14 protein-coding genes are annotated in these 19,331 nt (G+C 56.8%); 5 read left to right on the top strand and 9 right to left on the bottom strand.

Translation table 11 applies throughout. The annotated features are described in order from the left end of the window. The first annotated feature begins 65 nt into the window (after positions 1 to 65). The 5 genes from IEN85_RS00645 to IEN85_RS00625 all read left to right on the top strand — a co-directional run bounded on the left by IEN85_RS00645 (position 66) and on the right by IEN85_RS00625 (position 9,157). On the top strand, positions 66 to 707 hold the full coding sequence (locus IEN85_RS00645; RefSeq protein ID WP_191615130.1) for a nucleotide exchange factor GrpE: 642 nt from the start codon (positions 66 to 68) through the stop codon (positions 705 to 707). Between the two features lie 38 nt (positions 708 to 745). After that, positions 746 to 1,903, top strand: coding sequence for a molecular chaperone DnaJ (gene dnaJ, locus IEN85_RS00640; RefSeq protein ID WP_191615129.1), 1,158 nt, complete (start codon positions 746 to 748; stop codon positions 1,901 to 1,903). 139 nt (positions 1,904 to 2,042) lie between these two features. Further along, positions 2,043 to 2,264: a hypothetical protein gene (locus tag IEN85_RS00635; RefSeq protein ID WP_191615128.1), complete on the top strand. Its 222-nt coding sequence runs from the start codon at positions 2,043 to 2,045 to the stop codon at positions 2,262 to 2,264. 214 nt (positions 2,265 to 2,478) lie between these two features. Continuing rightward, the gene (locus IEN85_RS00630; protein ID WP_191615127.1) at positions 2,479 to 3,627 is read left to right on the top strand and encodes a baeRF3 domain-containing protein; all 1,149 of its coding nucleotides are present in this window, start codon (positions 2,479 to 2,481) and stop codon (positions 3,625 to 3,627) included. 466 nt (positions 3,628 to 4,093) lie between these two features. After that, entirely contained in the window at positions 4,094 to 9,157 is a 5,064-nt protein-coding gene (locus tag IEN85_RS00625; RefSeq protein ID WP_191615126.1) for a hypothetical protein, read from the top strand. A gap of 143 nt (positions 9,158 to 9,300) precedes the next feature. On the opposite strand, the gene IEN85_RS00620 is transcribed toward IEN85_RS00625, so the two are convergent. From IEN85_RS00620 to IEN85_RS00580, 9 genes are all read right to left on the bottom strand, one after another. Continuing rightward, positions 9,301 to 10,047, bottom strand: coding sequence for a hypothetical protein (locus tag IEN85_RS00620; RefSeq protein ID WP_191615125.1), 747 nt, complete (start codon positions 10,045 to 10,047; stop codon positions 9,301 to 9,303). Then, entirely contained in the window at positions 10,048 to 11,343 is a 1,296-nt protein-coding gene (locus IEN85_RS00615; RefSeq protein ID WP_191615124.1) for a TonB family protein, read from the bottom strand. A 188-nt stretch (positions 11,344 to 11,531) separates the two neighbouring features. After that, positions 11,532 to 12,062 (bottom strand): hypothetical protein, encoded by a 531-nt coding sequence (locus tag IEN85_RS00610; RefSeq protein WP_191615123.1) that lies wholly within the window; start codon positions 12,060 to 12,062, stop codon positions 11,532 to 11,534. Between the two features lie 37 nt (positions 12,063 to 12,099). Beyond that, positions 12,100 to 13,251 (bottom strand): ABC transporter permease, encoded by a 1,152-nt coding sequence (locus IEN85_RS00605; protein WP_191615122.1) that lies wholly within the window; start codon positions 13,249 to 13,251, stop codon positions 12,100 to 12,102. Between the two features lie 15 nt (positions 13,252 to 13,266). Continuing rightward, positions 13,267 to 14,418 (bottom strand): ABC transporter permease, encoded by a 1,152-nt coding sequence (locus tag IEN85_RS00600; RefSeq protein WP_191615121.1) that lies wholly within the window; start codon positions 14,416 to 14,418, stop codon positions 13,267 to 13,269. Beyond that, the gene (locus IEN85_RS00595) at positions 14,418 to 15,131 is read right to left on the bottom strand and encodes an ABC transporter ATP-binding protein (protein ID WP_191615120.1); all 714 of its coding nucleotides are present in this window, start codon (positions 15,129 to 15,131) and stop codon (positions 14,418 to 14,420) included. Before IEN85_RS00595 ends, IEN85_RS00600 begins: the two co-directional genes overlap by 1 nt. A gap of 35 nt (positions 15,132 to 15,166) precedes the next feature. After that, on the bottom strand, positions 15,167 to 16,615 hold the full coding sequence (locus tag IEN85_RS00590) for an efflux RND transporter periplasmic adaptor subunit (protein WP_191615119.1): 1,449 nt from the start codon (positions 16,613 to 16,615) through the stop codon (positions 15,167 to 15,169). A gap of 151 nt (positions 16,616 to 16,766) precedes the next feature. Beyond that, complete coding sequence (locus IEN85_RS00585) at positions 16,767 to 17,144, bottom strand: hypothetical protein (RefSeq protein ID WP_191615118.1); 378 nt, start codon at positions 17,142 to 17,144, stop codon at positions 16,767 to 16,769. Between the two features lie 129 nt (positions 17,145 to 17,273). Then, positions 17,274 to 18,953 (bottom strand): carbohydrate binding domain-containing protein, encoded by a 1,680-nt coding sequence (locus IEN85_RS00580; RefSeq protein WP_191615117.1) that lies wholly within the window; start codon positions 18,951 to 18,953, stop codon positions 17,274 to 17,276. Positions 18,954 to 19,331 lie beyond the last annotated feature (378 nt).

Raw genomic sequence — 19,331 nt, 5'->3', positions numbered from 1 at the left:
GCTCGACCTTGACGAAAATCTCTTTGATTCCCGGAGGAACTGATCTAGAGAATCTCAGTTTGGCTATGGAAAACGCTAAGGAAACACCAGAAGTAGAAGAAAACGTAGACGCGCAAACCGAGGAGGCGAGCGCTGAAGCAGCAGAGGCTTCTGCGGAGGCCACGGAAGCTGTCTCGGAAGAGGCAGCCGAAGCAGCGGCGGAAGTCGCTGAGGAGCCGAAGGAGTTGACGCTGGAGGAACAGCTCGAAGCCGCAAAGGCCGAGGCTGCGGAAAATTACAACAATTACCTCAGGTCGGTCGCTGACCTCGACACCTACCGCCGCCGCGTCATGCGCGAGAAGGACGAGCTCAAGCAGTACGCGATTTCCGGTCTGTTGGAGGACTTCCTGCCGATCTACGACAACCTCGGCTTGGGACTCATGTCGGCCGAACAGTCGTCCGATCCCAAGGTGGTCGTGCAGGGCATCCAGATGGTGATGAACCAGTTCAAGAGCTTGCTCGAGGATAACGGCATTGCGGAAGTAGCCCCGGCTCCAGGTGATGACTTCGACCCAAACGTAGCGGAGGCTTTCCAAACTCAGCCCAGCGACGAAATCGAGGAGGGCAAGGTCCTTTCGCTCATGCGCAAAGGCTTCAAGCTCAACGGTCGCCTTATCCGCCCAGCCAACGTTGTGGTAAGCGGCGGACCTGCCACGGAAAGCGAGTAGTCGCTCGTCAATAAGGGAACCAGGAGGAAACCCACACTGTGAAAGAAGATTACTACGAACTGCTCGGAGTCAGCAAGCAAGCGACTCAGGACGAACTTAAGAAGGCTTACCGCAAAATGGCGGTGAAGTACCACCCGGACAAGAATCCGGGCAACAAGGAAGCCGAGGAGAACTTCAAGAAAGTCTCCGAAGCTTACGAGGTTCTCAAGGACGAGCAAAAGCGGGCAGCTTACGATCGCTACGGCCACGCTGCGTTCAGCGGAGGCATGGGCGGTGGAGGCGGCGCCTCGGCGGGTGGTCCTTTCCACGATCCTTTCGATATCTTCAGCGAAGTGTTCGGCGGAGGCGGCGGAGGTGGCAGCATCTTCGAAGAGTTCTTCGGCGGCGGAGGCGGCGGTGGTCGCGGACGCGGCGGAGCCTCTCGCGGCTCCGACTTGCGCTACGACTTGGAGATCGACCTCGAAGAAGCGGCCAAGGGAGTGGAGAAGGAAATCTCTTTCCGCAAGCCCACCACTTGCAGCAAGTGCTCGGGATCGGGGGCGGAGCCAGGCAGCGGCGTAAGCACCTGTCCGACGTGCGCAGGTCATGGGCAAGTCACTGCTTCCAAGGGATTTTTCTCGGTTCGCCAAACCTGTCCTACCTGTAACGGCAGTGGTCAAAAGGTGGAAAAGCCATGTTCGGCTTGCGGTGGAGAAGGGCGCGTCAACGAGACGACCAAGATCAAGGTCAAGGTGCCGCCGGGAGTCGATACCGGTTCCAAGCTTCGTTCCGCAGGCAATGGCGAAGCCGGTTCCCATGGAGGGCCGACGGGGGATCTTTACATCGTTCTCCATGTGCGTGACCACGAGATCTTTGATCGCCAAGACGAGAATCTTTACTGCGAGATTCCGATCAAGTTCACCCTTGCTACCTTGGGCGGTACCATCGAAGTCCCGACTCTCAGCGGTAAGGCGAGCCTGAAGATTCCCGCCGGTACCCAGTCTGGCACTACGTTCCGTCTCAAAGGCAAGGGTATGCCCAGCTTGCGTGGCGGCTACTACGGTGACCAGATGGTACGCGTAAAGATCGAGGTTCCTAAATCCCTAACCTCCGAACAGCGCGAAAAACTGGAAGAATTCGCGCTCGCATGCGGGGATGCGGGAGACGATGACGAGCCGAAGAGCTTTTTCGAGAAAGCGAAGAAGATATTCGACTAGATTGCTTCGTAGTTGAAATTTGAAGACGCGGTGTCCCGTTGGGGATGCCGCGTTTTTTTGTGGGGAAGCGAGGGCAATCGCGAGGAGTCGCCCAGGTTCGCGTCGGGCTTTGGCATAGGCTATGCAATGTAGAAGCCGCATGAAAAAGAAAACCGTAAGCGAACGAGGAACAGGGCAGGGCAGCGAGTCGCCTCCGCCTCCTTACAACACGAATTTGGACCCTGACAATGCCACGAGTCCGCTCGAGTTTGACGAGCGAATCGAGGAGGGGAAGGTGCACTTCTTTCCCGAGGGAGGGCCGGAAGAGCCGCCCGTGCGGAATTTTACGAAGGAGTATGGATTGAAGATCGATACCGCGTAAGGATCGGCACCCTATCCTGACGGGGTTTAGGGAACGACGTTGCTATTGCAGTTTGCACGCGTGCCCCAATCTGGGTCTAGCGATTTGCAAGGGCGGCCCATAATGCATAGGTTGCTATGCCCGTCAGGTCCAACTCGACCGTAGCTTTTGACGATGCCACCCCAGGCATCCAAAGCCTCACGACACTACTCACAAACGAAAGGACGTTTATACCATGAATGCACAGCTCCCCAAGAAGGGACAGGACTATTTGAAAGAAGCGACCGAGCAGATCGGTCCCTGTCTTACTCTATCAATCGAATGCGACGGCGGTGGAAGAAATTCGCAGATCCACAGGGATCGTCTCCGCCGGAGCGTAAACCGACTCAAAAAGCGCTCGCAGGACTCGCCGGCCAATCGTGCGATGTTTTCGAAGCTCCAGTCCCTCATCGACAACAGAGAAATGTGGGCGGGTGACTATCAAGGCGTTTGTATCCATATTTCGGAACAAGTGACTCGTTTTCTTAAATTGCCTTATCCGCCCGTAGAGAAGGCTAGGATCGAAGACGAGTTTTGTCTTAGACCCGCGGCGGATGCCATTGCCGCATTGAGCGATTGGTTGGCATTAGACGTTAGCTTGAAGTCGCCTCGACTGTATCACTACGACGGGGAGAACGTGCGGCGCATGGACGAAGTTGAGCTCCCGAGCAGTGTGCACAGCTTTTCGGAAGCGGGCGCTTTGGACAGCGGCCAAAATGCCCACGTTCGTCGCTCTCAAGGGCGCGGCTCACCTCGCTTGGTAAGCCAAGGCGTGAACGACGCCAAGAATCCGCGAGAACTCAACGAGACGATTTTCATGCGCGAAATCGCTCACGCGCTGCAAGCCTTGCCGCAAGCCAAGGAGTTGCCGTTGGTTGTCATCGGAGACAAGCGAGTCGTGTCAGGATTTTTGAATACGTATCGCCATCGAGGTGGAGAAGTCGTCACGGTAAGCGACGCTCAAGCTCATCCAAGCTCCTTGGAAGTAGCGGAGCTGTGTCGGCAAATCGCTTGGGAGGAGCAGCAGCAACAAAAGTCCCAAGTGTTGGAAACGATCGAAGAGATGAGGTCTCGCGACGGGGTTTTTTCCAACAACGTGAGAGAAGTTTACGAAGCGGCCCGACAGGGTCGGGTATCCGCTGCCGTGCTCGCTTGCGACGACGACATCTGGTGTCGCATCGGGGGGGACGATCTTCCGAAATCAGCTAAACCTGAGGATGAGGATGCATTTGAAGCCCTCGACCGCATATATTTGGAAACCTTGCTCAAGGACGGCAACGCCATCGTGTTGCCGGAAAGCGAGATTCCCGGCGGGAAGAGCGTAGCCGCTGTCTTCAAGTGGTAGGTACAAAGAAGATCCGATAAGCAGGGATTGTCGTTTAGCGACAAACTAGCCCGGGACGCATTAGCGGTCCGGGCTTTTTGTTTTTGGAATTAGCATTCGGCCCCAATTCTTTGGGCAATATCAAACTCCAAAATTGTTATTTGGCGCATGAATGCTCGCTTTACATTTCAGTAGAATCTGCGAATTGCTTAGGGTAAGTGTTCTTTTCTAGTACTTAGCCTTATCCCCTCAGATTACTATGGCCTCGCGTTGCCTTCTCTTGCTTCTTCTTTGGACGTTCGCTTGTCCTCCCGGATGGGCAGCCAATGATGGGTTTTCACTCGATTTAGCTAATTCCAATTCTTGGGGCCAGGTGCCAGCTGACGTTTTGACGAACATTGAGCTCACGCTGGAGGACAGCGGCTTTTTTATAGCGGTGGATAAGGCGAAGGACGTTGCCAACGGTCTTGTCAGTGGGAAGGTACCAATGGTTGACGACCTAACCGGCATCTTGGAAGGAAACGTGCAAAAGCGGATCAACGAGACGGTTTCCCAGACGACCGATGCGACCAACTTGCTGGCTGTTCTCGATGTGGTTGCGCTTGAGAATCTATTCGACTACCTGGGCAATACGATCGCGACGCCACATGAGTTTGCCTTTTCCATCCCTAACGGTCGGCTCGTATTTCGCCGCACTTTGTCGGATGTATCGCTTTGGGCCGTGGTGACTGGTCCAGCAGGGGCGCGTGTTACATTGGGCATGAGCAACGCCCCGCAACTTTGCGGCAATCCTGCTGAGCGATTTACCAACCCTGGGCGGACGCCGGTGTTTTTTGCCGATATAGCTTTGGGCTACTCAAGTATACAAGCGCGGCGAAATATCGGAGATGTCACGGGCTTCTCTACGAGCCTTCAGGCGGTGACTTACTTCAGGATTCACGACGATTGGGTGCAGCTACGTTTCGCGGGCAGAGATCCGCAGTCGCTTACCTTGAGTTTGGAATTCTTGTTTGGTGTAAAAGGGGGGATCAGTGCAGTTTTGCAAGCGGAGCTGGAAGGGCAGGTGCTCTTAAAGTTGAAGGTTGGCATGGATCTGGCGGCCGAAATTCTCGATGAAGTCCGGCGAATTATCCTCGTGGAAATGAGTACCGCTTCGCCCGGCTCCCGAAGATCAAGCCCAACGGAGTTGGCGAGGACCCTTGTCGCTGTACTCGCCTACCTCAAAGGGCTCGAAGATCGCGGAGAAGACTTGGGCGATGGCTCGTTGCAGATCGCCCTCGACGGTGGTGTTGGTATTGGATTTTGGGATACGGGTATAAATTTAGGATCAGTCGGAGTTTCTTACACGCTTACCCAGCCGATGGAGGGGTTTTATGCGATGGGCCGTGACGTCATAGAGCATATCGTCGTCAAAGGGCTAAACAGCGCAGAGCAGCTGCAATTACTGCACGAAGCAATGTGCGTAGGCAGCTTGGACGCCTCGGAGCTCGAAACGAGGCAAGCTGGTATTCAAGAAATGTCTAGGCAGTTTGGTGGAGCTCTGATCGAGGGACTGGATACCTACATTGGCGAAGCCATTTTGACGGTAGAGATGGGCATCTATGCGTTGGGAGATATCGGGCAAGTCGCCGACGAGACGGTGCCGCTCTTAGTAGTCATCGCTGAGATCCCAGTCGGCAAGATCATCCTGAACGGCGCCCAAAGCCTTCCCGCTTTTTCCGAACTCTTCAGCAGAACGGCACAGGCTCTGACTTGGTATGCCCAAACTGCCATGTCTGCTGGCTTGGAGCTGCCAGAGCCGATCAGTCTTGGCGATATTTTCGGCGACATCCTTAAGATCCCCTCGAACCCGGGCATCGTGCAGCAACCACGAGGAGATGCTCCACCGCTGCCCAGTGCGGGCGATTGGGCGGAATTGCTCACGCCCTTGATGGACGACGTTACCGTTTCGTTCAGATTTGGATTGGTGGTGATCGAGGACGTTTCCCTTGGCAACATCGTCCGGCTATCAGCAGCAGCGGTCGATGTGCCGCTCAAGATCATGGTTGCGGCGATCGAATCGGCCATCGCATACAGCGAACAGCCTCTGGTCAATGCCCTGCGGAGCATACTTGTTAGGGGGATTTTCGGCGCGGAGGACTTGTTTTATCTCAACATGAAAAGATTGTCGATCGGCTTCAGCGGTCGTTTCGGGGCGAACGGTTCGGTCGGGCTTGAGGCAGCCGCGGGGGCAGGAGGGAGCATCTCGTTCGATGGGCGGCTGAAAGCGAGTACGTTCTTGCTCCTCGATGATGACCCTCAGTACGACGAGCCGGACGGAACGCTTTTAGCAGGCGTCGAGATACCGATAACGTTCAGCCTAGCAGGAGGGGTTTCCATGGGCGAAAGCGTCGAGTTTACGACGGAAGGGGGGCTCACGGCGGGCGGAAATTTGATCGGCCTTACGGTAAAAGATTGGGGCGATGAACTCCCAGTGCCGGCTGGGCTGCGTGTCGCGGGCTTCGAGCTTCTCGATTTCAAGGGAGCGAATACACAAGACGAAATCATCGAAGGCAGCGGCTGGCTTCTGCTGCCAACGGGAGGTTTGGTTCAGGCGACCCATTTCAAGCTCGATGCCCAGGGCAAGGTTTTAAGCGGGACTTGGAAAGGGGTGGTCGAGTTGGGGCCGTTTGGAACGCTCGACGTCGTGTCGGGGACGATCACCAACGATGGGCTCGTAGGTGATTTCCAAATACAGATAGGAGGAAATTCGCTGGCGGCCGATTTTCTTTTGCGCAGCAATGGTCTGCTTTTTGGCGATGCAGCGGGCAACTTGAACTTGGGCGGCTTCGCTTTGGCAGACCTGAACTTGAGCCTCACCAAGGAGGGCGTATTTGCGGGCACGGCTACTACCAACGTTTTGGGAGCGAGCAGCCAGAGCGATGTTTTCGTCTCCTTGGCTGGATCTCCGAAGGTGACCATAGAAACCCGTTCGCAGTTTGCCGACAACTGGGTAGACCTCAGCCTCGATCTGAGCGCCAGCGGATCAAGCGGTATTGCGAAGGTGAGAGTATTCCCCAATACGCTCGACTTCAACATGGTGGGCGACGCGAACGGTAGCCTAATTGGCTCCTACATTGGTAGCATTTCGGCTCCTTGGGGATACGATTTCAACGCTTCGCTAACGCTCGATACTAACGGAATCACTGGCAGCGGCACCACGACGATCCTAGGGTCGACTTTTACCTCATCAAACTTGAAGGTACTGCCCAACGGCTGGATGGAAGGCAGCTTCAGCGGAACGCTCGCGGTCGATGGCCAGCAGCTTGTTCTCAACAAGCTAGATATCGTGGGCAACCGCTTGGAAGGCACGACCGCTATCAACATCGCCGGTCAAACCGGTCTCGAGCTCTTGCTGACGGTCGAGCCCGGACTGGTTTCCGGGGTTCTCAAGAACACGATTTCCCTATATGGGGCTGGCGGCTCTGAAGTTTGGGTGCGGATAAGCGACAGGATCGAAGTCTTTGGTCGGGTTGACCTGACGTTCTTCGACCAGCTCGCGAACGTGATGACGGGGCAGCTGCTTGCTGGCATTGGCGATACCCAAGAGACGCTTAGACGGGAGCAGGAAGCTCTGGAGGAATTCAAGGGCGAGCTCGACGAGTTCGATCGCCAATTGGCCGAACTGGAGGACAGTATACGGAACGAGCAGATGGCGCTCAAAGATGGAGCCCAAAAGGCTTACGACGATGCCGAAACCGCCTTGGAAGATGCCGAGAGAGAACTCAGAGATGCGATTGGCAATATCGCGTCGGCAGTCAGCGACGCCCTCGCCGCGGAACTGGCCAAGAAAGATGAAGCCTTTCAAGTCGCCCGAGCAGCCTTGAGTTTGGCCCAAGGCGAAGTCAACAAGATCGATGGCGATATCCGGGCTCTCGATGGCTGGTACAACAGTCTCGATGCCATCGGCAAAGCCTTTCATTTCATTGGTTACAACATCGCTCGCGGGACTTTGCTGGGGGTAATGGAGGGAGCAACGTTTGCCCTCGGCGAGGCTCAGAAGGTATTTGATACTGCAAAAGCTGCGCTCGATGTGGTGCAGAATGAGCTCGAGGAACAGAATGCGTTGCTCGCGATAAAAGAAGGATGGGAGAAGACGGTCGCTGAAGCGGAAAACATCCGCGACGACGCGAAGAACAAGGTCGATACCATAGCCGCCACGATCTTGAATCCCAAGATTGACCCCCGCTATATCGCGCTTGCCCTCGGCCGCCAAGTCATCGAGTTCTCAATCAATGCGGCGCAAAATGCGATCAGCGTTGCGAGCGCAGCTCTGGATGGCGTGTCGGGATTAGTTGGATACATCGATGCGTTTGGGCAGTCGGCGCTCGTGAAAGTGAACCACGTGCGCTTCCGCTCTTACCTTGCTGATCTTAATGTGGGGCGGGCCCAGCTTACCGTCGAAGCCTTGGTCGCAGGGCAACCGCGCATCTTCACCGTCACCTACAACTTCACTGGGATAAACAACCCTGCCGATCTCGCTTTGGCTGCTCGCCAGCTCGGCGGAGAGCTTTACCCGAGCGCGGATTGGAGCGTGTCGGCTTGGACGGGAGATGCGGACTCCGGCGTTTCTTCCAGCTCCGTGATTTGGGCTTACAACCTAAACAGCTCCGCTGCCGCAACGGTGAACGGAGTTTCGTTTTCGGCAGTTCAAGGCGTCCTACCCGCGGTTGGGGGCGCGTTCTCGACCCAAGGTTTCGATGCCCCGTTCCCCAACGACGACAACAGCCTGACCGCGGCCGCGGACGGGAGCTCGGTTTTGGCCCGCGACTTCGTCTACAACGGGAAGCCCGGCGTCGTTACTTTCGAAGGATTAACCCCTGGCGTCTCCTATATCGCAAACTTTTATAGCGTCGGCTGGGATGAGGATTATGAACGTGCGAACACCTTTGCCGGCTCTGGTGGAAGCAGCTATGGCGTGGAGCAAAACACGTTTGGCAACAACAAGGGCATCCGCATCGAGCACTCCTTTACGGCGACCGATGAAACTTACACCGTTACCATCACGCCATTTGGTATCGATACCTTCCACCTTTATGCTTTGTCGCTGAGTTCGCAGAGCCCCATTGTGACGGAGATCGACCTATGGCTTCAGGACCAGTTCCAAGCCGACTATTCAAATCCAAGGATCGCGGGGCGGACTGCCGATCCGGATGGCGACTTCCTCACTAATCTCATGGAATACGCCCTTGGCACCGATCCACGAGTTGCGGACGCGGAGGCATACCGTTCTCCCGCCTTTGTTCTCAGCAATGGGGAACTAAAGGGCGTCGAGCTGAGCTTCCCTTACCGCTCGGATCTCGGCGAAATCATCTATCGCGTCCAGCACTCCAAGGATCTCAAGAATTGGACAACAGCCTTTAGCTTGAATCCCGAAACAGGCGAAACGACGCAAGCGACAGGAGTTGTGAGCGACATCGACGAAACTGTACGAGTAGTGATTATCCAGATACCGGACTTGAGCGCGATCCAAGACGCTAACTTTTGGCGTCTGTCGATTCAGCTGCCGTAGGAAATAGAAGCGATCTCATGTGGGAAGCGGCCTTGTGCCGCGATTGCACCCCAACTTCGCGACACAAGGTCGCTTCCCACAAAAGCTTCTCTGTTAGTGATGTATTGAAATTCCCTTACACCCAATCTAAGGGCTCTGAGGACTCAATTCTCTCGGAATTCGATTCCCAGCTTGTCCGCGTACGCATGAACGGCCTGAGGAGGGACAAGCGCTTTCCATGTTTGGTCGGGCATCTGTATCAGATCGAGTTTGATGGATTTAGGAGAGTCTAGGTTTGAGGTGAATACCATAAAGACCTCACGTGCTTCATCGGTGATCTCTTTGAAAGCGTGTAACCTGGCCTTAGCGAGGGGAACTTGGTCGATGGTCATCATGGCCATTATGGAAGCGAAGGAGCCTTGCTCTTCGCGGACTGAGAGCGGTAGACTTTCGAACATACGTTTCGCCAAGGCTTCGCATTCTGGGGAATAGACCAGCGAGGTTTTCATGGTTTCGAGATCGCCGCTGGCTGCGGAGTAGATGAGCGTTTCTATGCTCTCGAAAGGTGTGTCGAAGCCCTTGTGGCTCCATTGTTCGGGCGTGAGTCCGGCGTGGCTTATCGAGTCGGCCTGCGTGTATTGTTGTTCCTTTTTGCGTTGGGCTAGGACCCGCTCGCGCTTCTCGACGCGTTGGGCGAGCGCGGTGATCTCCTCTTGCAGTGACTGGATTTCAGCTTCCTCGTTCGTTTTTTGGGGCAAGCTTGTTGCTTGCAGGGGCGATCTATCCGCAATGCTCGAAACTTGCTCCGCGGCGAGTTGAAATTTTGGGGTTTCGACGATTCGTATGGCGAAGAGGGTCGCAACGAAAACAGGCAAAAGCCAAAAGGTTTTAGCGGTTCGAGAGGAAATCATTTAGAACCAGGTTTGGGTTTCAGCTTGGTCCTCGGCTGGATTTGGAGTGAACATGATGGGTATCCGCACTCTGGATTGAACAGCGGTGGCACCGATTCTACCGGGCGTGAATTCGCTCCCTGCGATCGCTTCTAAAGCGCTTTTTCCGAAGTCAGGATGGGTTGCGGTTATGACCCGCAGATCACTGGTCGTTCCATCGGTGCCGAGTACGAATTCGATTACAGCTTTCCCTTTTTCTTTGGTTGCCAGATGGCTAACTGGGTAATCAGCCATGCGAATTGCCGAAGCGGTTGGTTTTGTATCCAATTCGCTGATGCTATAGATCTTTTCCGACGACGGCCTTCTGTTATGCAGCTTCTGAATTTCGAGTTCGATTTCTTCAAGCCGCTGAGCGAGCACGGTCGCGTCGTTGTCCAAGGCAGCGTAGGCGAGATCGATAGCGTCGGGATTACTATCGCTTGGACTTGTAGTGGGTGGTGACTCGATATGCTCTGCTTGGGTGTGAGCAACTTGTTCAACGGCTACCTTTGATTCCATAGCCGCATCAGTGCTTTGGCGCTCTATTGCGATACCCGTTAGTAGGATGGCAGCGGTTGCCGCTAAAGGTAGTTTAAGGGCGGATACGAGACCTACGGTCGCAAGACCGCCGAGGTTCGCTACGCTCACGTTTACCACGCTTGTTGCCAGATAGGCAGGCAGTGAGCAGTTTGCGTAGGTGCTGAAGGCGGCGCTCAAGGCTGCTCCGGTTGTTACAATGCCTCTCTTCTTGAAACTCGCCTGCAGTTTGTCGAGGGCCCGCTCTACTTTCATGCGAGCTGTGTTTGGTTCCATGCTTAGACGTATCCCGATCGATTTGTAGTCCATCGATTCGAAGAAGCGAAGGAGTAGCACCTCTTGGTCTGCTTGGGGTAGCTGTTCGATGGACTCGTCGATAAACTGCGTCAGGTTTTCTTTCTCCTCGGGGAGCGAGGGATCGCGCACGTATTCGTAATCATGTTCTCTCATTTTCTGGCGAACCTGCGATCGAACTAGTTTGGCAGCGGTGAAGTGGCTCGTTTTGAAGAGCCAAGCTTTGACGTTACCATGATGCCTTAGGCTTTTGGCACTGCGGGCGAGTTGGGAAAACACGATCTGGCAAACGTCTTCCGCCAATTGGGCATCGCCACCGAGACGGTTTTGGGCGACTGCGAACACGACTCGTAGATGACGCTCGACGAGCAGGGTGAAAGCAGTTTCCGATCGTTCGGAGCAGAAGCGGTTGAGTAATTCGGAATCGGATTTTTCCTCCAGGGACATGGCTATTTTCTAGTAAATACTAACTTAAGAGTTCGTGCACCCTATAATACCCGTGGCCCCGCAAAATCGCACAGGATCTGATCCACTTTTTTAGATTTGAGGATTTTGGACAGCAAAAAGCCCGGATCGCTGGGGCGGTCCGGGCTGCTGGTTTTTAGTTGTGTGATCGCGACCGAGGTCGCTCCTGCCTATTGGGCGGTTCCTCGGTAGATGCCGGAGGCGTTGATGATCAGGTTTTGTGGGGTGGAGGCGGGATCGACAACGCCGGCTACGATGACTTCGTCGAGCTCGGTGAGGCCGCCGACGCCTTTAAGGCTTCCGCTGACAGGTTCGCCATTCTCCAGAACCTGTACGCTGGCTCGTAGGGCAGTTATTTTCTCCTTGGGTTCGCAACAGGCGTCCCAAGGACTGCCGCAATTGTCGCCGGGTCGTTCGTTGCAGAAGTCGAGAGCCTTGTCGCCGAGAATGAAGGAGGCATAGCTTGCGGCGAAGGGGTCGTGTGCGGCACCGATTTGTCCAGTGACCACGATGGGCTGTCCCGGGACCGCCTTTTGGCGGGCTTCTTCCACGCTCATTGCTCCGCTGGGAGCAGTATCCAGAATGACGGATGTGAGTTGTGGGGCGTTGCCTGTGTCAGCTGATGTGTCGAGGTCTGACGAACAGGAGATGAGGGCGATACCGCAAGCGAGTAGCGCTGAACTGTATAGGATTTTTTTCATGATGCGTTTAGAGTTTTGGTTTCGATAGTTTAAAAGATTAGCTGGAACGAAGGGCCTTGGGAAGGGGGGCTCGCAGGCAGCGGAGGGCTGGCGGTATGGCTCCGAGCGAACCAAGGAGCAAGCCGGAGAGCAAGGCCAAGCCTATCACGTTGGGAGTGAGCAGGAGGCGAAAGGTTCCGATAGAGAAATTTACGGTCACGCCTTCGAGAAGCATCACTGCCATGAACGAAGCGAGCAGGGTGCCCAGGAGGGCGGCGAGCAGGCTTTCTTGCAGCAGAGAAGAGAAAATCGATACGCGGGAGTATCCGATGGCTTGCAGGGTCGCGATTTCGCGGATCCGGGAAGCGAAAGCTGCGTAGAGCATGTTCATTCCGCCGAGAGCTGCTCCCACCGCGACGAGCACGGCGGTGAGCCATGTCATGCCGCGAATGGGGGCGTAGAATGCGGCGAGCTTGCCGTAGTATTCGGTTTCGCGAAGGGCGACGAGTTCGAGGTCGAGGCGTTGACGCGCGAAGAGGTCTGCTCGGGCAAAGTGGTCCGCGTCTGCCATGCGAACCACTACGCAGGAAAGGTTGTCGCGTTGGGTGAGTGTCATCAGGTCGCTTCGGTTGAGCCAGACTTCAGATTCTAGGACCGTGCCCGGCGCGTCGAAGTGGCCGACGACTTTGAGTTGTTGTCCCTCGAATTCGAGGCTTTGTCCGACCGCCAATTCTTGGGTATCCGCCTTGAGCGTGCGGTAGGCGAGGCGTCCGACAATGATTTCTCCCGGCCCCGGAAAGTGTCCCTCAATGATGCGGACCTCGCGGTGCACTTCGAACGCTGAGGGAGTGACGCCGCGCAGTAGGGCTTGCGACTCCTCGCCGTCGGAGAGCGTGACCTTTCCCATGTAGTGGACTTCTCCGGACACAGCGGGGACGCCGGCACGCGTATCGATGCCGCGGATACCGGCGGCTACCAGCGTTTCAGCTTGAACCGCGACCTCGCTGCGTTCGACGCTTTCCTCGGAACCGGCCCCCAGCAAGATGACGTTTTGCTCGGAGCCGGTGGCTTGCAGCACCCGTTCCATGCCGCCATTGAAGGCCCCGGCGGCGAAGACGAGGAAGACCACCAAGGCGGCTCCGCACACTTTTTGCAGGAGTCGGGTGGGGTCTCGCAGGAGATTTCTAATGGCGTAGCTGAAAGGGAGCATCGGTTGTTGGGGCGCTTAGGCGCTGCGTAAAGATTCCACGATCGGTTTGCGAGCCGCGACGTAGGCGGGCCAAAGGGAGGCGAGCAGGCCGAGAGCGATGGCGACGAGCAGTCCCGAAAGGATGACGGGAAGCTGCGGGCGTAGGGCGAGGGTGAGGCCCTCGTTGCCCAAGGTGAAACTCTTGAGCCGGAAAAAGAGGGCGGCTGAAAGGCTGCCGAGCAGACCGCCTGCGAGTCCGAGGAAAACGCCTTCCCAAACCATCACTTGGGCCACCGAGCTGCGGGAGAAGCCGACGGTTTGCAGGATGGCGCTCTCCTTGACGCGTGAACGGGCAGCGAGGAGGAGGGCGTTGGCCACGAGGCCGAGTACCGCAAGCACGGCGCCGAGGCCCAGCCAGCGGGTGAAGCCCACCAGCTCGACTAATTCGCTGGCGGTTTGGGCGAAGAATGCTTTTTCGGGGCGGGTGTCGGTGGGAGATTGGTCGGCGGCGAAAAGGGCGTCGATCTGATCGGCGACCGTTTGCAGATTCGACGCGTCTGCCACGCGTACATTGAACTGGGTGACGAGTCCCAAGCCGATCCGCGAAGCTTGTTGCAGGAAGGGAAGGTGGACGTAGGCGACGTTGTTGTCCTGAGGTTCGGGGGAGCTGATGATGCCGGCCACCCAGACCCGCACGCCGACCGCCTCGAACTGGTCGCCTGGCTGCAAGCCGCGTCGTTGGGCGAAGTGTTGCCCTACTAGGGCGGCGTCGCTGCGGTTTCGCCATTGTTCGAAGGATCCCGCTGTTATTTCTATGTCGGGATTGTAGGCCTGTAGTGAGTCTGTGGGCACGCCGCGAAAAGTAATCACGTCGAGGCTGGCTCCGCAGTTGTTGACGGCGATTTGTATGGGCAGGGCTTCGACAACTCCGTCGATTCGCTCGATTTCGCTTTGGTAGTGCTCGGGCAAGCGTGAGGTGGAGGGGCAGAAGCGGTTTTCCCGGTAGACGACAAGAGTATTGTCGTCGGGACTAGATTGGGTGACCGACTTGAGCGAGCTTTGCATGGTCTCTACGGCGGCGTAGAGAAACATGCCGATTGCTACGCCGAGCACGGTCAGGATGCTTCGCAGCCGATTGCGCAGCAGTTGCTTCAGGGCGAGGGCACTGAGTTTTCGCAGTGTATGCATCAGTCGAATTGTGGGGCGAGGGCTTCGGGAGTTTCCTCGAGGCGGCCTTTCTCGAGGTGCAAGGTGCGGCTGGCGGCGGCCGCGGCTTTGGCATCGTGCGTGACCATGACGATGGTTTTGCCGTGGTCGCTGGCGAGGCTTTGCAGGAGTTCGAGTATTTGTCGGGCGGATACGCTGTCGAGGTCGCCAGTTGGCTCGTCGGCTACGAGCAAGCCCGGGTCGGCCACGATGGCGCGGGCGATAGCGACGCGCTGTTCTTGCCCTCCTGATAATTCGGAGGGGCGGTGGTCGGCGCGGTCGGCGATGCCTACCAAATCGAGCGCTCCCGCCACGCGGTCGTGGCGCTCGCGGCGGGACAAGGATTTGTCGAGCAGCAAGGGGAGTTCCACGTTCTCGAATGCGGTGAGGATGGGCACGAGATGGTAGAGCTGGAAAATATACCCGCAGTGCTGGGAGCGCCAGCGAGTGAGATCGGCTCGCGAGAGGGTGGTGAGGTTGCGTCCGTCTACCACCAGTTCACCTGAGGTGGGCTGGTCGATGCCGGCGATGAGATTGAGCAAGGTGGTCTTGCCGGAACCGGAAGGTCCCATGAGGGCGAGGAACTCTCCGCTGGGTACATCGAGGTCGAGCTCTTGCAGCGGGGTGACAGTGTTGGACCCTTTTTGGTAGCTCTTGCTGAGCTGGCGGCAGCGTATGAAAGGTGTTGTATCCATGTTTTGGTGTTTTGGATTGGAAGTCTGAGGTGGGCTTAGTTGGCGGTGGCTTGGCGTATCCGTTCGCCTTCTTGCAAGTCGGCGGCGGGCTGGGTCACGACGCGATCGCCGGCCCGCAAGCCAGTGATGACGAGGCGGTAGTTTTCGCGTCGCTCGCCGCCCAGTTCCAAACGGCGCTTTTCGATTCGCTTGCCCGATGCGTCGACGACCCAAACGTGGGCCTGCGAGCCGGTTTGGTCGGCGAGGGCCGACTCCGGTACGAAGATGCGCACGCGGGTGGGGCCTTGTGCGGAGCTGAGGCTTGGGTTGTTGCTTGCGGCGGTTGTGGCAAGGAATTCGGCCCGGCATAGCATGTCGGGACGGAGGCGCGGGTCGTTGTCGAGGAGACGAACCTTGGCTTGCAGGGTATTGCGTTGGAGGTCGGCCCGGCCGTCGATGCGGATGACTTGGCCGCGGAATTTTTGGTCTGGGAGAAAATTGGTGCGGAGGTGAACGGGCTGGCCTATGGCGATGGCGGACGCTTCTGCGAGGGGGACGTCGATGCGGGCTTGCAGTTGCTGGGGGTCATAGAGGTGGGCGATGTCGGCAGAGTGCGGATCGTCTGCTCCGTGCATTCGTTGTTGTCCTGGCACTACGAAGAGTTCGGAGATGCGGCCGGAGATGGGAGCGACAATGCGAGTGCGGTCGAGGGCGAGCTGGCGGCGTTGGAGCTCCGTCTCCGCAGCGGTGACTAGAGCGGAGAGTTCCTGGGAAACTTGTTCCAGGCGATTGGCCTCGGCTTCCGCTTCTTCGATTTGAGCTTGCAGGGCGGCGATGTTCGCTTTTTGCGATTCCACTTCTTGGCTCGCTTCAAGTATCTGCAGTGCGGATACGGCGCGGCTTCCGAGGTCGCTTCGGCTGCGGGCTTGCTCCTCGAGATAGACAAGGCGAGCGTTGGCGGCGTTTAATTCATGTTGCAGGCGTCGGCTGCTGGCGGCCTGGGATTTTTGCGCTTCCACGTTGGCGTTGCGCTTGGCTTTGGCTGCAGCTACGGCCGCAGTCGCGGTTTGCAGGTCGAGTTGAGCGTCGTCGTCGATAAGGGTCGCGATGAGGTCGCCTTTTTCCACGAGCTCGCCTTGCAGAACCATTACATCTTTCACGACGCCAGAGACGAGGGCGGTGGCTTTGGTGGTTTGCGGGAAGGCCTCGATCCAGCCGGAGGCTTGGAAGAGCATGGCTCCTTGGAAGGAGATCTCCTTGGTAGGAGAAGGTTGCGGGGCCGGTGAGGGCGAGCGTTCGCTTGCAGCCAAGGTGGCGACCGTCTCTAGTTGGACGCTGCGGGCAGGGAGGAGTTGCTCGCCGAAAAGGACTGCCAGCAAGACTAGGACCGCGATAGCGATCCCTGTGGGAATGGCCCAGGTTGCGAGTTTTTGGCGTTTGCTCGCCTTGCGGGGCGTGCTTGTTTGCGGTTCCCGTTTTAGGAAGCCAAGCGATGGTTTCGACATGATAGATTCGTGCGTTTTCGGCGTGTACGCCGAGGTAGGGGCTGCATCTGGGCAGCGGTGGTGTTCGGGCTGCGGCGAACAGTCAGAGTTCGCTGAGCCGGAGAGGTGTCCGCTCAATCGATTGAGGGCGGACGGCGACGAATCAGTGGGATCAGAGCAAAAGACTCTGCTGCAGCGCTAGGCGTAGCCGGGAATGGGGGGATCGTTCGCTCGCGTGTGGCGCTGGGAGCTTATGGACGGCGGCGAGGGGAGGAGGGTGGGCGAAGACGTGGCGCACGATTTCCCGGGCAGGCGTGTCGAAATTTTGCACGCGCCAGGGCGAGAGGGCGGAGGTCGTTTCGGGGGCTTCTGTCTGACTGATACAGCAAGAGCAATCTGCGATGGGCTTGGAGTCGCAGCATTCGGAGCAATCTTGGGATTGAGTCGATAATTCGTCCTCTGCGCCGCAGGGGCAGGCGTCGGTCATAGGGCTCGCCTGCATGCAGCAGGTCGCGGCCAGTACCGATAGTATTACCCAAAGTTGCTTCATTTTCGCTCAATGCTTGAGAGTTTGCGCCTTAGAGTCAACGCGGGAGGAGCGTGTCGAATTTCGTTGTGCGCCAAAAAGCCCGGATCGCAGGAGCGAACCGGGCTTTGTTGAAAACGTCTGTTGGGTGGCTTAGTCCACCTTGGTGAGACTGATTTGGTCGAGGTAGTACCAATCGCCGGGTCTGGCGTCATCGGCGAACCAGAAGTAGAGCCTTCCGTTTGAAACCCACCTGCTGAAGTTCATGGTGTCGAAGCGGATGGTGTAGGTTTTCCAAGCTGTCGTCAGGTCCACGACCTCGCGGTTGAGCCCGTAGTTCGTATAGGGCGCGTCGTGCTTGCCGAGTGACACGCGGAAGTCGTGTCCAGAATTAGAATACGCTGAGAAGGTGAGTTCGTATGTGGCGTTTGGAGCGAGCTGGATGTTCGATTGGAAGAGTTGAACATTGGAGCCCGTCGCGTTGAGGGCGATCAAGGCGGCATTGCCCGTCCCGTTGCCTGTGAAGTCTAGCTTCATGTATCCGGATCCGCTTGTATAGAAATTCCAAAAATAGAGATTCGAATCGAAGCCACCGTTCCGCAGGACGCTATCGTCCGGGATGGGAGAGGGCTCTGGCTCCGGTTCGGGCTCTGGTTCCGGTTCGGGATCTGGTTCTGGATCGGGTTCTGGTTCAGGATCTGGCTCGGGTTCGGGGGTTGAGCCTGCTTCGTAGAGTCGCACGTTGTCGAGGTAGTAGCGGTCACCGTTTCGGGCGTCACTGGCCAGCCAGAAGAACAGACGGCCGTTCGAGACGGAGTTGTTAAACCCGCGTGTCGTGAAGTTCAACGTATGCGTTTGCCATCCCTTTGTCAGGTTCACCCTCTCTCGGCTGAGGCCATAGTTGGTGTAGGGGGAGGTGTGACGGCCTAGGGAGACGCGCAGGTCGTTCCCTGAGCTTGAGTAGCCGTCGAAGGAAAGCGTGTAGTCGGTGTTGGCCTTGAGCTGGAGATCGTACTGGTAGAGCTGTATATTCGATCCGACCTTGTCGATCGCCAGTTCCAGAGCTTTTTGGGAGCCCGTATTTCCGGGGCTAATTGTCTTCGCTCCCCCGGATCCGTTGGTATAGAAGCTCCAAGATTTCAGGTCCTCCTCGAAGGTGCCGTTGGAGACGAGGTCACTTGCCGGCTCTGGATCCGGTTCAGGATCGGGGTCTGGCTCGGGATCCGGCTTTGGCTCGGGTGTTTCACCGTCGATGTAGTTTTCCCAGCCCGAGAAGGTACTGCCCTCCGACACGACAACGACGGTATAGCGAAGGTCTAGCGGGTACCACTTGGAGGGGTCTTCGCCGTTCCAGTTCCAACCCTGGAAATCGCTGACGGGGCGTCCGTCGGTTTTTTTCACCGCGATGCCCATGCGATAGCGAGGCCTGTGCCACTCTATGGAAATGCCATCCTTTTTCCACATCCGATCTAGGGCTTGCTCTGCGGTGACGATGGTGCCGGGAGTTCCTTTGACCAGCACTTGCTTGGTGGTGGATTCCAACCCGAACCTGTCGCCATTTTTTTCCTGCCAAACTCCCATTTGGAGATGCATGTCTTGGGCAACCGGCTGGCTGCGAATCTCGATTCGAGTGTAGAAAGTCCCGCCGGCGTAGTTGATGGGGCTCACCCAATCCCCGTTTTCGATAGGGGGCGTGTCATTGGGGAAGCCTCGGTGGCTTTGGTAGACGGGTCCGTTCCAGTCGAACACTTTCATCTCAGCCGCAGTTAGGTGTGCCATTGAAAGGAACGGCAAGCCGACTAGGCTTAGAATCTTGAATACCTGTAATTTCATGACTGCTGGTTTGTGAGTGACGCTGCTGTTTTGATGTCTTTGCTTCGCGTCCTGCTTAAAGGCGCATCACTGCTCTATTTAGTGTAGCGTTTCCCGCGTCGCGCAAAGTGGACAGCTTGGTTTCGAGCCGTTTTGCTAAGTTCCCACACGACTCAATTATTGGCGTCGTTGAGGAGGATTAATCATTTTTTAATGTGAAACCCGCTGCGTGGCGTGCCTCACCTGTTTGCCGTAGATAGAGCCGCTGGATAGCGACTCTGCAACGACAAGTTTCGCTATGGGCAAATTTGGGTATATGTAACTAGTGGAGCGCGGTCGGAGGCTATTGGGGAAATGAAGGTGTGTGTAAATTCCTGATACGGAATAACCCGCAGTCTG

The organism is Pelagicoccus enzymogenes (genome assembly GCF_014803405.1).
Classification (GTDB): domain Bacteria; phylum Verrucomicrobiota; class Verrucomicrobiia; order Opitutales; family Opitutaceae; genus Pelagicoccus; species Pelagicoccus enzymogenes.
The sequence above is the reverse complement of the archived record's forward strand: the minus strand, read 5'-3'. Positions and strand labels throughout refer to the sequence as shown.

What these genes read in the sequence shown, in the direction of transcription:
- IEN85_RS00595 (WP_191615120.1), bottom strand. Translation starts at nt 15,131, where the DNA reads ATGGATACAACACCTTTCATACGCTGCCGCCAGCTCAGCAAGAGCTAC.
- IEN85_RS00580 (WP_191615117.1), bottom strand. Translation starts at nt 18,953, where the DNA reads ATGAAATTACAGGTATTCAAGATTCTAAGCCTAGTCGGCTTGCCGTTC.
- IEN85_RS00625 (WP_191615126.1), top strand. Translation starts at nt 4,094, where the DNA reads ATGGTTGACGACCTAACCGGCATCTTGGAAGGAAACGTGCAAAAGCGG.
- IEN85_RS00645 (WP_191615130.1), top strand. Translation starts at nt 66, where the DNA reads ATGGAAAACGCTAAGGAAACACCAGAAGTAGAAGAAAACGTAGACGCG.
- IEN85_RS00635 (WP_191615128.1), top strand. Translation starts at nt 2,043, where the DNA reads ATGAAAAAGAAAACCGTAAGCGAACGAGGAACAGGGCAGGGCAGCGAG.
- IEN85_RS00590 (WP_191615119.1), bottom strand. Translation starts at nt 16,615, where the DNA reads ATGTCGAAACCATCGCTTGGCTTCCTAAAACGGGAACCGCAAACAAGC.
- IEN85_RS00615 (WP_191615124.1), bottom strand. Translation starts at nt 11,343, where the DNA reads ATGTCCCTGGAGGAAAAATCCGATTCCGAATTACTCAACCGCTTCTGC.
- IEN85_RS00610 (WP_191615123.1), bottom strand. Translation starts at nt 12,062, where the DNA reads ATGAAAAAAATCCTATACAGTTCAGCGCTACTCGCTTGCGGTATCGCC.
- IEN85_RS00605 (WP_191615122.1), bottom strand. Translation starts at nt 13,251, where the DNA reads ATGCTCCCTTTCAGCTACGCCATTAGAAATCTCCTGCGAGACCCCACC.
- IEN85_RS00585 (WP_191615118.1), bottom strand. Translation starts at nt 17,144, where the DNA reads ATGAAGCAACTTTGGGTAATACTATCGGTACTGGCCGCGACCTGCTGC.
- IEN85_RS00630 (WP_191615127.1), top strand. Translation starts at nt 2,479, where the DNA reads ATGAATGCACAGCTCCCCAAGAAGGGACAGGACTATTTGAAAGAAGCG.
- IEN85_RS00600 (WP_191615121.1), bottom strand. Translation starts at nt 14,418, where the DNA reads ATGCATACACTGCGAAAACTCAGTGCCCTCGCCCTGAAGCAACTGCTG.
- IEN85_RS00620 (WP_191615125.1), bottom strand. Translation starts at nt 10,047, where the DNA reads ATGATTTCCTCTCGAACCGCTAAAACCTTTTGGCTTTTGCCTGTTTTC.